This is a genomic window from Aeromonas sobria, from assembly GCF_050266975.1.
Classification (GTDB): Bacteria; Pseudomonadota; Gammaproteobacteria; order Enterobacterales; family Aeromonadaceae; genus Aeromonas; species Aeromonas sobria_B.
Genome location: NZ_JBKISU010000051.1, coordinates 1 through 13,441, shown reverse-complemented (window position 1 = coordinate 13,441; position 13,441 = coordinate 1). Strand labels below are relative to the sequence as shown.

The following is a 13,441-nucleotide window of genomic DNA, read 5'->3' as shown; positions in this document are numbered from 1 at the left end:
GGCGGTGGATGAATACATCCACTACTACAACCACGAGCGGATCAAAGCAAAACTAAACGGCCTGAGCCCGGTACAGTACCGAACTCAGGCCATGTCATCCGCCAACTAATGTGTCCAATAAATGGGGCTCACTTCACTCGTGTGACGTGGGCGTTTTTTTGTGTCGGGTCGGCCGCTATCTGCCTCACTCCTCGTTGGAGTTGTCCTGATAGTCGTCCCGCTGGGCCTTGGGCAGCCGGCGCATGGGGGTGAGACCGGCATCTTCGCCGCCCCGCTCTTTCTGGCGCGCCGGCGCCGCTTTCTTGGCACCGTCCCCCCTGGACTTGCCTGCCCCCGCCTTGCCTTTTGCCGACTTGGCATTGTGCTTGGCGTTGGCATGGCCGCGGGCCCGGGGCGGGTTTTGCACCGGCTTGCTGCCGGGCAGGGTCTGACGGCTCGGCTTGCCGCTCGGCTCGTACCCGTCCAGGATCTCCACGGTGAGGGATTGGCCGATCAGGGCTTCGATATCCTTGAGCTGGCCCAGCTCGTCCTGGCTCACCAGGGAGATGGCCTCGCCGCCACGACCGGCGCGGCCGGTGCGGCCGATGCGGTGGATGTAATCCTCCGCCAGCTGGGGCAGTTCGAAGTTGATCACGTGGGGCAGCTGATCGATGTCCAGGCCGCGAGCGGCGATGTCGGTCGCCACCAGCACCCGCACCTTGCCCTCACGAAAATCCGCCAGCGCCCGGTTGCGGGCACCCTGGCTCTTGTCGCCGTGGATGGCCACGGTATTGAGGCCATCTTTTTCCATCTGCTGGGCGAGGCGGTCGGCGATCTGCTTGGTGCGCACGAACACCAGCACCCGCTGCCAGTTGCCACGGCCGATCATGTGGGAGAGCAGCTCGCGGCGGCGTTCCCGATCGACCTGGATGATGCGCTGGGTCACCTGATCGGCGGCGGTGTTGCTGGGGTCCACCTCGATCAGGGTAGGCTCCCTGAGCAGATCGTCCGCCAGCGCCTTGATGTCATTTGAGAAGGTGGCGGAGAAGAGCAGGGTCTGGCGGCTGTCCGGCAGCGCCTTCATGATGCGGCGAATGTCGTGGATGAACCCCATGTCGAGCATGCGATCCGCTTCATCCAGCACCAGCACTTCCAGCTCGGTCAGGGTCAGTACCCGCTGGGTCAAGAGATCCAGCAGGCGGCCCGGGGTGGCGACCAGGATGTCGACCCCGAGCTTGATGGCCTCGACGTTGGGCTTGATGCTGACGCCACCGTAGGCGATCAGGGTGCGAAACGGCAGGTGGTGGGCGTACTTGATGATGCTCTCGCCCACCTGGGCGGCCAGCTCCCGGGTCGGGGTCAGCACCAGGGCGCGCACCTGGCGACGGCCGCCACGGCCATGGTTGGCCAGCAGACGGTGCAACATGGGCAGGGTGAAACCGGCCGTTTTGCCTGTGCCTGTCTGGGCGCCGCCCAGCACGTCCTGACCGGCCAGGATGGCCGGGATGGCTTGCTGCTGGATGGGGGTGGGCTGTTGGTAACCCAGCTCCTTGACGGCCCGCAGTATGTGCGGTGACAGACCCAGTTCATTGAATGACATGTTCGAGAGAAACTCCTGGCATTGAGCCTTGGCTCAAGGGGTGCGATCGGCGCGGTGCGCCATCCACCCCGAAGAAACGGCAATGACGGTGACGCCGTGAGATGAGCCACCGAGAAACACAAAGGGCCTGGGCCTGGGGCCACGGGTCTGTGTGGGCGCACAATATAGCAGAAATCACGGCCAAGGGCAGCCGCCATCACGGCGCCCGGCGCCCAAGGGGGCCACAGGCGCCGGGGCAGGGGAAGAGGCGGGGCTCAGAGCAGGGCCTGTATGTCGGCGGCCAGGGCCTGGGGCCGGGTCTGGGGGGCATAGCGGGCCACCACCTTTCCCTCACGGTTGATGAGAAACTTGGTGAAGTTCCACTTGATGGCTTCGGAGCCGAGCAAGCCCGGCTGCTCGGCCTTGAGCCAGCGGTAGAGGGGGTGGGCCTGGGGGCCGTTGACCTCGCACTTGGCCATGATGGGGAAGCTGACCGGGTAGTCCAGGGAGCAGAAGCGGGCGATCTCGTCCGCATCCCCGGGCTCCTGGGCGCCAAACTGGTTGCAGGGGAAGCCCAGGATCACCAGTCCCTGTTCACCAAACTCGCGATGAAGCGCCTCAAGGCCGGTGTACTGGGGGGTAAAGCCGCAGCGGCTGGCGACGTTGACCACCAGGATGACCCTGTCTTGCAGCAGGGTGTTGGGGTACTCGGTGCCGTCGAGGCGGGTGAGGTGCAGTGTGGTCAGGGTCATGGAGGTTCGCTCTTGATGGGTCATGGATGATGAGTGACAAGGGACAGGCGATGAACGGCAGGGCCTTGAGGCAACGCTAGCCGAGTCGGCAGGGCAGGGCAAGGGGAGGCCGCTGCAATATCGATGCTGGGGCTCGTATCGAGTTGCAATCCGGTTTGTGGGCCCTGCTGAAAGCAGATAAAAAGCGCCACCACCCCTTTTCGAGCCACTGCCTTGGATCACAATGCCGTCATGGATGCCATCTACGCCCGGGGCTGGGCGATAGTGGATGATTTTCTCTCTCCCGATGAGGTGACGGCCCTGCGGGCCTGCCTGCCGGCGGCATGGCAACCGGCCGGGATCGGTCGTGAGGGGCTGCATCAGGGCAATGCCGACATTCGCCGGGATCAGATCCATTGGCTCGATGCCGAGCTGGGGGCCCCGGTGGCGGACTATCTGGCGCGCATGGAGTCCCTGCGCGTTGCCGCCAATCGCCTGCTGATGCTGGGGCTGTTCGACTATGAGGCCCATTTTGCCCGCTACCTGCCCGGGGACTTTTACGCCACCCACAGGGATGCCTTCGCCGGGCGATCCAACCGTCGCCTCACCTCTGTGTTCTACCTCAACCAGGGCTGGCAGCCCGCCGACGGCGGCCTGCTGCGGGTCTATGACGACGGCGAGCAGCACCTGATGGATGTCTCGCCGCTGGGGGGACGCCTGGTACTGTTTCTGTCGGAGGAGTTCCCCCACGAGGTGCTGCCTGCCCGGGAGGAGCGTTACAGCATCGCCGGCTGGTTTCGGGTCAATGGCACCGGCCTGGGCCGGGTCGATCCCCCGCGCTGAGGCCCCTTGTGCAAAGATCTGTCACAGGGGCCCTTTTTTCGGGCCCCCGTGGGGGAAGGGGCCTGCCATCAGCTGACAAGGCGGGATCCCCCTTGCTACACTGGCCGCACTTGGCTTACGTCCGGTGGCTGGTTTCCTGTTCGCCACCGAGGATGACGGGGCCGCTTCTCCCAAGGGATCCCAATCAATGAAGAAGATGCATGTCTTGCTGCTGTGCGGCGGCGGTGGCGCCGAGCACGAAGTCTCTCTGCGCAGTGCCAATTTCCTCGAACAACAACTCGGGTTGCTGCCCGGGGTCGAGGTGACCCGGGTCGAGATGTTTGCCGATCGCTGGCTCAGTGCCGACGGCCGCGAGTGCAAGCTGGGGCTGGACAAGCTGCTCTCCTTTGACAGCGTGGCCCGGCCGGTCGATTACGTGGTGCCCTGCATCCACGGCTATCCGGGTGAGACCGGCGATCTGCAATCCTTCCTCGAGCTGGCGGGCCTGCCTTATCTCGGCTGCGATGCCGAGGCGAGCAAGATCTGCTTCAACAAGATCAGCACCAAGCTGTGGCTCAGTGCCATCGGCATCCCCAACACCCCCTATCTGTTTTTGACCGAGCAGGGGGATGAGGCGCTCGCCGATGCGAAAGCCGCACTGGCCAAGTGGGGCAAGGTGTTTATCAAGGCGGCCTCGCAAGGGTCATCCGTGGGCTGCTATGCCGCCAGCAACGAGGCCGAGCTGGTACAGGGGATCAAGGATGCCTTCGGTTACTCCGAGCAGGTATTGATCGAAAAGGCGGTCAGGCCCCGCGAGCTGGAAGTGGCGGTCTACCAGTATGGAGACGAGCTGGTGGCCACCTATCCCGGGGAGATCTGCGTGCCCCAGGACAAGTTCTACACCTATGAGGAGAAATACAGCGCGGCCAGCCACACCGAGACTGCGCTGCGTGCCGAAGGGCTGACCCAGGCCCAGGCCGACGCCATCCAGGCTTATTCCCTCAAGGCGTTCCGTCAGCTCAAACTGACCCATCTGTCGCGCATCGACTTCTTCCTGACCGAAGAGGGAGAGATATTGCTCAACGAGATCAATACCTTCCCCGGCATGACCTCTATCTCCATGTTCCCGAAATTGCTGGCCCATCACGGTCACAGCTTCGCGACCTTCCTCGAGCAGAACCTGCGCCCCGTCTGAGGCTTGCCCATCCGGCACATCAACAAGCGAGGGGCCCTGTGGGCCCCTCTGTCGTTTTGCGCTGTCGTCACGGCCCTCAGGCTTGCTGGCACTCCCCGGGAAAGGGAGTGAACAGCCAGAGGTGCGCTCCCTGCGGGTCGGCGATGAGCGCCATGCGCCCGACGGTGGGGATATCCATGGCGGGCACCACTATGCTGCCGCCGTGCTCCGTCACCCTGGCCAGCCTGGCATCCACGTCATCCACGGCGACATAGATGGCCCAGTGGGGCGGCACGTCCGCCATCTGGGGGTTGCCCCGGGTGGATTGCACCCCGGCGACGGGGCGGCCATTGGCCACCAGCATGGGGTAACTGCCCCCTTCCATCTCCATGGTCTGGCTCTCCCAGCCAAGCACCTCGCCGTAGAAGCGCACGCCGGCCTCGCCGTCGGCCACGTAGAGCTCGTGCCAGGTAAAGGTGGATCCTTCGGCCAGGGCGTGGGCCCTGGCCTCCTCATTGCGTTGTTCCGTCATCTTCTGCTCCTGTGCTGGGACCGCTGGGGGGCGGCCGCGTCCCTGAGTATAGAGAGCGCACTCCGGGTGGGAGCCCTTGCCGCCTCGCGCCCCCCTCGCTACAATCTCGGCCCCCAATGCGCCCAACCGTCCCGAGTCCCCATGAAGCCAATCCCCGATCACGCCGTCAATCGCCTGCGGGTGTGGCGCAAGAGCGTCTCCACTCGCCCCTTCCTCGCCCGGGGCGGCAGCGTGCCCCGCTGCGAGGCCTGCCAGCTGCGTCGGGACTGGTGCGCCTGTGACTGGCGCCCCGAGCTCAAGGCCGAGGCGGGGTTCTGCCTGCTGATGTATGACAGCGAACCCATGAAGCCCTCCAACACCGGGCGCCTCATCGCCGACGTGCTGCCCCGCAACACCTGGGCCTATTTCTGGTCCCGCACCGAGCCCCATCCCGAGTTGCTGGCGCTCCTGGCCGATCCCGCCTGGCAGCCCTATGTGGTGTTCCCCGCCTGCGAGAAGGAGCCGGCGCGCCTGACCGAGCGAGTGAGCCCGGCCAGTGGCCGGAAGCCCCTCTTCATCCTGCTGGATGGCACCTGGCCCGAGGCGCGCAAGATGTTCAACAAGAGCCCTTATCTCGATGGCCTGCCGGTGCTGGCGGTGCGCCCCGAGAGCCTCTCCACCTACGGCATGCGGGTGGCCCCCAGGGAGCATCAGCTCTGCACCGCCGAGGTGGCGGCCTGCGTACTGGAGGTGGCGGGGGAGGCCCGGGCTGGCCTGGGGTTGCAGCTCTGGTTCAACCTGTTCAGCAGCCGTTACATGGCCGGGCGAGTCAACCGTTGGCCGGGGGAGGAGGAGGCCGCCCTGCAAGGGGCGCTGCTCCCCTTCCTCTGCCGTGGCGCGGGAAATGATGAAAAGGAGGAATCAACCCAGGCGGAGCCGTCGGCGCAGACAGGCTGATGACTGCCGGGGTGACCCATGGCTAGGCCGACCATGGCAGAAAAGGGAATGATGAAAATCAGGAATTGATTGGCTGCCATTGTTTCGTTATGCGAATGAGTGACTCCCCCTTAGGATAGGCGCATCCGGCTCCTGCCTTCCCCTCCGGGGGCGGGGGCACCGCACTGTCCTGTCTGCCCGAGGTATAAATGGAGTTTGAGCTCACCACCCTGATCCTGCTGTTCGGCGTCGCCCTGATCGCCGGTTTCATCGACGCCATCGCCGGTGGCGGCGGCCTGCTGACGGTGCCGGCCCTGCTGGCCACCGGCATGCCCCCCGCCCTGGTGCTCGGCACCAACAAGTTGCAGAGCAGTTTCGGCTCCTTCTCCGCCACCTGGTTCTACGCCCGTCGCGGGCTCATCGAGTGGCCCATCATCTGGCCCGCGGTGATCTGCACCTTCATCGGCGCGGCGCTTGGCTCCCTGGCGGTACAGACCATAGACGCCGCCATCCTGGAGCGGCTGCTCCCCTTCCTGCTGATGGCGTTCGCCTGCTACTTCTACTTCTCCCCCAGGGTGAGCGATGCCGAGAGCCAGCGCAGGCTCTCTCCCTTGCCTTTCGCCCTGCTGGTGGGGGGCGGGGTCGGTTTCTATGACGGCTTCTTCGGCCCCGGTACGGGTTCGTTTTTCGCCATCGGCTTCGTCGCCCTGGCCGGGTTTGGCATGGCGCGGGCCACGGCCCACACCAAGCTGCTGAACTTCACCTCCAACATCGCCTCGTTGCTGTTCTTTGCCCTCGGCGGCAAGGTGGTGTGGAGCGTCGGCCTGGCCATGGCCCTGGGCCAGTTCATCGGCGCCCGGGTCGGCTCCCGGCTGGTGCTGGCCAAGGGGGTCAAGCTGATCAAGCCCCTGCTGGTGAGCGTCTCCCTGCTGATGTCCGCCAAGCTGGTGTGGAGCCAGTATCCCGAGCTGTTTGCCTGGCTGCCCTGAGGGAGACGCGGCCCCTCGACCCGTCCCCGCTCCTGGGTCGGCCAGCAGCCGACTCAGGAGCGGCTCAGGGGCTGGCTTATGGCGCCAGGGCGGCGAAGTGATACAGCAGGGCCTGAACCAGCCGGGTGGCCCGTTCCCGTTTCAGGCTGCTGGGGCGACGGATGGCGTGGCGCGGGCGGCTCAGGGGCTGGCTCATGGCGCCAATGCGGCGAAGTGATACAGCAGGGCCTGGACCAGCCGGGTGGCCCGCTCCCGCTTCAGGCTGCTGGGGCGACGGATGGCGTGGCGCGGGCGGCTCATGGCGCCAATGCGGCGAAGTGATACAGCAGGGCCTGAACCAGCCTGGTGGCCCGCTCCCGTTTCAGGCTGCTGGGGCGATAGATAAGGTGAAGCGGGCGGCTGATGCCGGGCAGGGGCCGGGCCCGCTGGCCCTGCTCGCCGACCAGGGCCAGCAGCCCCTGGGGCAGCATCACCGGCCCCATGCCCGCCTTGGCCAGTTCGATCAGGGCCAGGTAGGAGTCGAGCTGCATGCGGGGCGTCAGGCCGAGTTCGGCCAGGGGCGCGACCAGGTAGCGGTTGACCGGGTTCTCCAGATCCATGGTGAGCAGGCTGGCCCCGGGCCCGGCCGGCGTCTCATCCCCCACCAGATAGAAGGGTTCGTCCCGCAGCAGCTCGGCGCACAGGCCGTGGCCCGGGGGCAGGCGTCCGGCGCAGATGCCGAGCAGGGCCTCGCCGGCCCGTACCCGGGCCAGGATCACCGGGGTGTGGTGGGTGGAGATCTGCAGGTAGGGATCCTGGCGCAGATAGGCGGCCATGAAGGGGGCCAGATAGCCCGCCAGCAGTGTCTCCGAGCAGGCGATGGGCAGGGGATGGGCATCGGTCAGGGTCTGGCTGTCCGCCAGCAGCCCCTTCATCTCGGCCAGGGTGGGGCCGAGGCGCGCCAGCAACTCGTGGGCCTGGGGGGTGAGCCTCGTATGGCGCCCATCTGGTTCGATCAGCTTCTTGCCAAGGCGCAGCTCCAGCTGATGGATGCGCTTGCTCACCGCCGACTGACTGATATAGAGGCGGCTGGCCACCTTGCCCATGGTGCCCTCGCTCGCCAGCAGAAACAGGGTATCCAGCCCTTCCAGTAACATGATGTGGTGCCTCCCGCGGATCCGTGGCCCCCACCTTAGGGACTCGCGGCGCGGGAGGCAAGGATCTTAGGCCGCTTGTGGCCGAGGACGTTTGGGAAGGCCGAAGATCACCAAGTTGCCCAGCAGGCAGACCGCCATGCCGACCATGGAGACGGGCTGCCAGACAAACCCCTCGAACAGGGTGGAGAGCCCCAGGGCCACCAGGGGGAAGAGCACGGTGGCATAGGCCGCCTTGCTGGCCCCTATGCGTCCCACCAGGGTCAGATAGGCGGTGAAGGCGATGACGGAACCAAACAGCGCCAGATAGAGGAGGGCGCCCCAGTAGCGGCCGTCTCGGGGCCACACCAGATCCTGCCCCAGCAGCTGCACCCAACCCAGCAGCAGCACGACCCCGTACACCATGCCCCAGGGCACCATCTGCAACACGGTGAAGCCGCGGCGCTGGCCCCGGGCCGAGACCAGGTTGCCGAGGGAGAAGCAGAGGGTACCGGCGCAGGCCAAGGCGAGCCCCTTCCAGGCCTGGGCCCCCAGCTCGCTCGAGGCCAGGGAGGGCCAGAACAGCAGCAGGGTGCCGACCAGCCCCATCAGGGAGCCGTGCAACCATTGGCGGCTCGGCTTTTGCCCCTCGAACAGCCAGAGATTGAGGCCGTTGAAGATGCTGGCGCAGGCGAACACCACGGCCGAGAGGCCGCTCGGGATATATTGGGTGGCATGATAGAAACAGAGGAAGTTGGTGGAAAAGAGCAGGGCCCCCAGCAGGGCGGCATAGCCCTGGCCCTGCCTTGGCAGGCGGGGAAACTTGCCGCTCACCGTGAGCAGGGCAAACAGCGCCAGCGCCGCCAGGGCGAAGCGGTAGAGCACCGAGACCTCGATAGGGACGGGGCCGAGCTGCCAGGCGATGGCGATCCAGGTGCTGCCCCAGATGAGCACGGTGGCGAGGTAGAGCGTCAGATTCATCATGTGTTCCTCGAAGCGACAAAGAGAAGCGGGTGCTCGGGAGCGACTCGCCACCCGATGGTCCTAGCATGACCGCCTCCCTCGCCCCCGGGGTTACAGGATCTTGCGGTTTTTTTGCCTGGGGGCGGCGCGGTTGCTGCCATCTGGCCCGGGCCGGGGGCAGACTGGGTCTGCCGGACACTGGGTCTGCCGGATAAGGGCGGCGCGGATCGCCGCCCGGCAAGGGAGAGGCAAGATGGAGGAGGCGAGATGACGGCAGGGGTATTCGAGGCGCTGGTAAGCACGGGGGCGCGGCTGGAGGCGAGCCGCTGGCTCGAACCCGGGCTCGGGCTGGCGAGCTGGCGCAACTGTTTCGATCAGACCCGCTATCACAGGCCAGGACACCACACCCTGAGCGTCTACCTGGAGGGGGGCGAGCAGACCGAGCGCCTCGACGGCCCCGGCGGCCACGGCGGGGCGGGCAAGATCTGCCTGATGCCGGATCATCACGGTTCGGAGTGGCTGGTGCGCGAGGAGTTTCGCTTCTTCCACCTCTACTTCAGCCCGGCTCACCTGATGCGCATCGCCGAGGAGGGGTGCGACAGGGAGGGGCGCCACCTCGCCCTCGACGACAAGACCTTCATCGACGACGCCGTGCTGATGACCCTGGCCAACCGGCTTGCCCGCCTCGACTGGCAGGAGGAGGCCAACCGGCTGGCCCTGGGGGAGCTGTGCAACGCCCTGCTGCTGCACACCTTCGCCCGCCACACCCGGGAGGCCCCCGCCCTGGTGCTGCCCAAGGGGGGACTGGCGCCGGCGGTGGCCCGCCGAGTCCATGACTACATGGTCGCCCGCCTCGCCGAACCTGTGCTGCTGGGGGAGCTGGCGGCCGAGGCCAGCCTGAGCGAGTTTCACTTCAGCCGCATGTTCAGCCAGACCCTGGGCACCTCCCCCCACCGCTACCTGCTGGGACTGAGGCTGCGCCGGGCCAAGGCGCTGCTGGCGGCCGGGGCCACCCTGGGAGAGGCGGCGAGCCAGTGCGGCTTCTCGTCGGCGGCGCACCTTGGCAACCGCTTTCGCGGCCAGTTCGGGCTGAGCCCGGGACAGTGGCGCAGCCGGCTGTCATCGGGCTGTCATGATGGGCAGGGATAGTGAGGATGCGCCCGCTCGCGACGGGCGCATTTCACCTCGTCACTCCAAGCCAAGGAGCTCCCTTGAAACAAAGCAAACGTCAGGCCCGCAGCCGCCACCTCTGGTTCAGCCACTGGAACGCCCCCCGCTGGTTTGTCCCCGTCCCCAGTGCCCCCGAACCCGCAGTGCCTCACAGTTCCCGCTGAAATCTGCCCGCCCGCCATAGGAAGTTGGCGTCAATTTTGCCACTATGACCTCAGTCGTTTACTGCTGTCATGGGGCACTATGTTTCTGGAACGTATTGAGATAAAAGGCTTTCGCGGCATCAATCGCCTCTCCCTCAGCCTGGACAACACCACTGTGCTCATCGGCGAGAACGCCTGGGGCAAGTCGAGCCTGCTGCGGGCGCTCTGGTGCCTGCTGGGCCAGGAGGCGGAGCCCTATCAGTTTGGCGTCGATGATTTTCACCGGCCGGAGGATCCCGAGCTGGCCCCCGCCAGCAGCCTGCAACTGGTGCTCACCTTCAGCGAGCACAGGCCGGAGATGTGCCTGCGCTCCCAGCGCCTGGCCCGGCTGGCCCCGGTCTGGATCGGCCACAAGGACAAGTTTCACCGCATCCACTACCGCGCCAGCGCCGAGCTGCAAGAGGATGGCACTGTGCAGAGCCGTCACGATTTTCTCGACGGCATCGGCAAGGTGCTGGAGGGGGTGGCGAGCGAGCCCCTGGTGGGCCTGCTCATCACCATGAACCCGGTGTTTCGGCTGCGGGATGCCCGCAGCGCCCGCACCGGTCAGGAGGCGGTGCCCTGGCAGGAGCTGAGCGAGCATCGCCTCGACGAGCTGATGACCAAGCTGGGGGATGAGCCCCAGCGCATCGGCGAGGAGGAGCTCAAGGAAGCCCTCAGCGCCGTGCGCCAGCTCACGGATCACTACTTCAAGGCCCTGGCCCCCATCAAGTACAAGCCGCGCAGCCAGCGGGAGATCATCAACCGGCCCATGACGCTGCGCAATCCCGGCAACCTGCAGAGCCTGCTGCGCGGCGCCGACAACCGGGCGCTGCAACTGGCCATGGCCGGCATGGCCGGGGCCCTGCTCAACGCCCGCGGCAACCGGGAGCTGGAGCAGGGGGCCAGGCCCATCATGATACTGGAGGATCCGGAGAGCCGGCTCCATCCCACCATGCTCTCCCTGGCCTGGGGCCTGCTCGAGCAGTTGCCGGGCCAGAAGCTGCTCACCACCAACTCGGGGGATCTGCTTTCCTCCCTGCCCCTCAATCAGGTGCGTCGCCTGGTGCGCCGCCAGCAGGACATCCTCTGCCATCAGCTCGGCGGGGAGCGTTACAGCAGCGAGGATCTGCGCAAGATAGCCTTTCATGTGCGCATCAACCGCCCCATGTCGCTGTTCGCCCGCTGCTGGCTGCTGGTGGAGGGGGAGACGGAGATCTGGCTGCTCTCGGAGCTGGCCCAGATCTGCGGCTACAGCCTGCGGGCCGAGGGGGTGCGCATCATAGAGTTCGCCCAGTGCGGTCATGCCCCCCTCATCAAGGTGGCGCGGGACTTTGGCATAGAGTGGCATCTGCTCACCGATGGCGACGAGGCCGGCGCCAAGTACGCGAGCTCAGCCCGCTCCCTGCTCAAGGGGGAGCGCGAGCAGGAGCGGCTGACCCAGCTGCCCGCCGCCGACATCGAGCATTACCTCTATCGCAACGGTTTCGAGGCCGTGTACCGGCGCGAGGCCGGGGTGGGGGGGCGCTCGTCCCTGAGCGCCAGTCGCATCATCAACAAGGCTATCCATCACCGCAGCAAGCCCGGCATGGCGCTGGCCGTGGTGGAGGAGGCGGAGCGGCTGGGGCGCGAGCACATTCCCCTGGTGATCCGCCAGATGTTCAAGCGGGTGGTCGCCCAGGCGCGCGGGCAGGGCTGAGCCGGCCACCGGGGCAGGGCTAGGTGTTTGGATCCCGGGGCGGGTATACTCGGCGCCTTTATCACAGGAGGCGTGCATGTTTTCCCAACTACCCCTATGGCTCTACCCCCTGAGCGGCCTGATGGCCCTCGGCGCCCTGGCCTGGCTGGCCCTGGTGCTCTGGCGTGGCGATCTTTGCCCGGGTCAGCGCTCGCGCATCACCCAGCAGAGCTTCTCGGTCTGGGTCATCACCGGGCTTTCCGTCATGCTGGCGGTGGAGGCCAAGGCGCCCCAGTGGCAGATCTGGCTCGGCGCCGCCGCCCTGGTGCTCGGCATCGGTGTCTCCCTGCTGCAATCGCGGCTGGAGGGCAAACGCGCCATCCCGGGCCACTGGCTCTGGCTGCCGGCCTTGCCCCTGGCTCTCTATGGGGTGAGTTTGCTGACGCGCACCGGCTGGGTGAGCGGCCTGCTGCAAATGGTGCTGCTGGGCGCCGCCTTCGCCCACTTGATGTTGCTGCGCGCCCGCCATCGGTTGCAGGCGTTCAATACCCTGTTGCCTATGGCGGGACTGGGGGCGGCCATGGCCAGCCTGCTCTGGTTTGCCGCCTTGATACTGGTGCACTCGCCAAGTGAGGCCGTGCTGGCAGATCTCCTGCCCTGGATCCTGACCCAGGCCGGTTTGCTGATCGCCGCCCTGCTGCTCTGGTTCAGCCCCCTCTATCGTCAACAGGAGACGGCGCCCGTGGTGCTCTCGGTCACCCTGTGCGGCCTGCTGATCGCCGAGATCGCGGCCACGGGCGCGCTGCAACGACTGGTGCTGTGAGTCGGCAGCCTCATCGCGTACAAAGAAGGGCCCTGTGGGGCCCTTCTTGCATCTGGATGGACAGGGCAGAGAAGGCAAGGGATTGTTTCATCGCATAAAAATCCATCGCCCTGCTGGTAAAAGGGACGGATAGCGCCGCATTAATCTACAAACTCAACTTTATCAAGATTTTTGCTTGCAATATTTGCGCTGGCGCCTATTATTGGCGACCTCAGACGCGGGGTGGAGCAGCCCGGTAGCTCGTCGGGCTCATAACCCGAAGGTCGTCGGTTCAAATCCGGCCCCCGCAACCATCTGATATTCAAGATGATTATCGCAAGGCGATGGCAACTTGATGCTGGCAGTACCCAACCAGACAACTGCTCTGTCTCGTTGGCACAATTCGGACGCGGGGTGGAGCAGCTCGGTAGCTCGTCGGGCTCATAACCCGAAGGTCGTTGGTTCAAATCCAGCCCCCGCAACCACATTCAGTCTTGCTGTTCAGCCGTGAATAGCAAGGCGCACCCAAGATGGCAACTGCTCTGCCAGATCGGGACAATTCGGACGCGGGGTGGAGCAGCTCGGTAGCTCGTCGGGCTCATAACCCGAAGGTCGTTGGTTCAAATCCAGCCCCCGCAACCACATACAGTCTTGCCGTTCAGCCGTGAACAGGAAGGCGCACCCGGGATGGCAACTGCTCTGCCAGATCGGGACAATTCGGACGCGGGGTGGAGCAGCTCGGTAGCTCGTCGGGCTCATAACCCGAAGGTCGTTGGTTCAAATCCAGCCCCCGCAACCACATACAGTCTTGCC

The 13,441-nt window shown here is 65.9% G+C and carries 14 protein-coding genes and 4 tRNA genes; 13 read left to right on the top strand and 5 right to left on the bottom strand.

Annotation, left to right across the window (positions count from 1 at the left end):
* Nucleotides 1-109, top strand: a 109-nt coding sequence (locus ACLHZ1_RS19740) for an IS3 family transposase (protein WP_427263437.1), incomplete at its 5' end; no start/stop codon positions are given.
* Between the two features lie 75 nt (nt 110-184).
* Here the strand turns inward: ACLHZ1_RS19740 and ACLHZ1_RS19735 are convergent.
* Together ACLHZ1_RS19735 and ACLHZ1_RS19730 are read right to left on the bottom strand one after the other, a co-directional pair.
* Nucleotides 185-1,579 (bottom strand): DEAD/DEAH box helicase, encoded by a 1,395-nt coding sequence (locus ACLHZ1_RS19735; RefSeq protein WP_427263436.1) that lies wholly within the window; start codon nt 1,577-1,579, stop codon nt 185-187.
* Between the two features lie 254 nt (nt 1,580-1,833).
* Complete coding sequence (locus tag ACLHZ1_RS19730; protein ID WP_427263435.1) at nt 1,834-2,310, bottom strand: glutathione peroxidase; 477 nt, start codon at nt 2,308-2,310, stop codon at nt 1,834-1,836.
* Nucleotides 2,311-2,523: 213 nt separating this feature from the next.
* On the opposite strand from ACLHZ1_RS19730, the gene ACLHZ1_RS19725 reads away from it, so the two are divergent.
* Both ACLHZ1_RS19725 and ACLHZ1_RS19720 read left to right on the top strand, forming a co-directional pair.
* A complete protein-coding gene (locus tag ACLHZ1_RS19725; protein WP_427263434.1) occupies nt 2,524-3,132 on the top strand; it encodes a 2OG-Fe(II) oxygenase in 609 nt (202 codons plus the stop codon).
* Between the two features lie 187 nt (nt 3,133-3,319).
* Nucleotides 3,320-4,306: a D-alanine--D-alanine ligase gene (locus ACLHZ1_RS19720; protein ID WP_427263433.1), complete on the top strand. Its 987-nt coding sequence runs from the start codon at nt 3,320-3,322 to the stop codon at nt 4,304-4,306.
* Nucleotides 4,307-4,382: 76 nt separating this feature from the next.
* Here ACLHZ1_RS19720 and ACLHZ1_RS19715 read toward each other — a convergent pair whose 3' ends face one another.
* Nucleotides 4,383-4,817 carry a VOC family protein gene (locus ACLHZ1_RS19715; protein ID WP_427263432.1) on the bottom strand — a complete coding sequence of 145 codons (435 nt, stop codon included), beginning with the start codon at nt 4,815-4,817 and terminating at the stop codon, nt 4,383-4,385.
* Between the two features lie 141 nt (nt 4,818-4,958).
* Here ACLHZ1_RS19715 and ACLHZ1_RS19710 point away from each other — a divergent pair, with 141 nt between their 5' ends.
* The gene (locus tag ACLHZ1_RS19710; protein WP_427263431.1) at nt 4,959-5,753 is read left to right on the top strand and encodes a tRNA-uridine aminocarboxypropyltransferase; all 795 of its coding nucleotides are present in this window, start codon (nt 4,959-4,961) and stop codon (nt 5,751-5,753) included.
* A 188-nt stretch (nt 5,754-5,941) separates the two neighbouring features.
* A complete protein-coding gene (locus ACLHZ1_RS19705) occupies nt 5,942-6,721 on the top strand; it encodes a TSUP family transporter (protein WP_408795649.1) in 780 nt (259 codons plus the stop codon).
* A gap of 296 nt (nt 6,722-7,017) precedes the next feature.
* Here ACLHZ1_RS19705 and ACLHZ1_RS19700 read toward each other — a convergent pair whose 3' ends face one another.
* Nucleotides 7,018-7,857: a LysR family transcriptional regulator gene (locus ACLHZ1_RS19700; protein WP_427263430.1), complete on the bottom strand. Its 840-nt coding sequence runs from the start codon at nt 7,855-7,857 to the stop codon at nt 7,018-7,020.
* A gap of 66 nt (nt 7,858-7,923) precedes the next feature.
* Nucleotides 7,924-8,814, bottom strand: a complete 891-nt coding sequence (locus ACLHZ1_RS19695; RefSeq protein WP_408795737.1) for a DMT family transporter — start codon at nt 8,812-8,814, stop codon at nt 7,924-7,926.
* Nucleotides 8,815-9,063: 249 nt separating this feature from the next.
* On the opposite strand from ACLHZ1_RS19695, the gene ACLHZ1_RS19690 reads away from it, so the two are divergent.
* From ACLHZ1_RS19690 to ACLHZ1_RS19655, 8 genes are all read left to right on the top strand, one after another.
* Nucleotides 9,064-9,945, top strand: a complete 882-nt coding sequence (locus ACLHZ1_RS19690) for a helix-turn-helix domain-containing protein (protein ID WP_427263429.1) — start codon at nt 9,064-9,066, stop codon at nt 9,943-9,945.
* A 62-nt stretch (nt 9,946-10,007) separates the two neighbouring features.
* Complete coding sequence (locus tag ACLHZ1_RS19685) at nt 10,008-10,130, top strand: hypothetical protein (RefSeq protein ID WP_408795656.1); 123 nt, start codon at nt 10,008-10,010, stop codon at nt 10,128-10,130.
* Nucleotides 10,131-10,209: 79 nt separating this feature from the next.
* Nucleotides 10,210-11,847 (top strand): ATP-dependent endonuclease, encoded by a 1,638-nt coding sequence (locus tag ACLHZ1_RS19680; RefSeq protein WP_427263428.1) that lies wholly within the window; start codon nt 10,210-10,212, stop codon nt 11,845-11,847.
* A 76-nt stretch (nt 11,848-11,923) separates the two neighbouring features.
* A complete protein-coding gene (locus ACLHZ1_RS19675; protein ID WP_427263427.1) occupies nt 11,924-12,649 on the top strand; it encodes a hypothetical protein in 726 nt (241 codons plus the stop codon).
* A gap of 216 nt (nt 12,650-12,865) precedes the next feature.
* Nucleotides 12,866-12,942 (top strand) — tRNA-Met (locus tag ACLHZ1_RS19670).
* Between the two features lie 94 nt (nt 12,943-13,036).
* Nucleotides 13,037-13,113 (top strand) — tRNA-Met (locus tag ACLHZ1_RS19665).
* An 80-nt stretch (nt 13,114-13,193) separates the two neighbouring features.
* Nucleotides 13,194-13,270: transfer RNA gene (locus ACLHZ1_RS19660), tRNA-Met, on the top strand.
* 80 nt (nt 13,271-13,350) lie between these two features.
* A tRNA-Met gene (locus ACLHZ1_RS19655) sits at nt 13,351-13,427 on the top strand.
* Nucleotides 13,428-13,441: the final 14 nt, after the last annotated feature.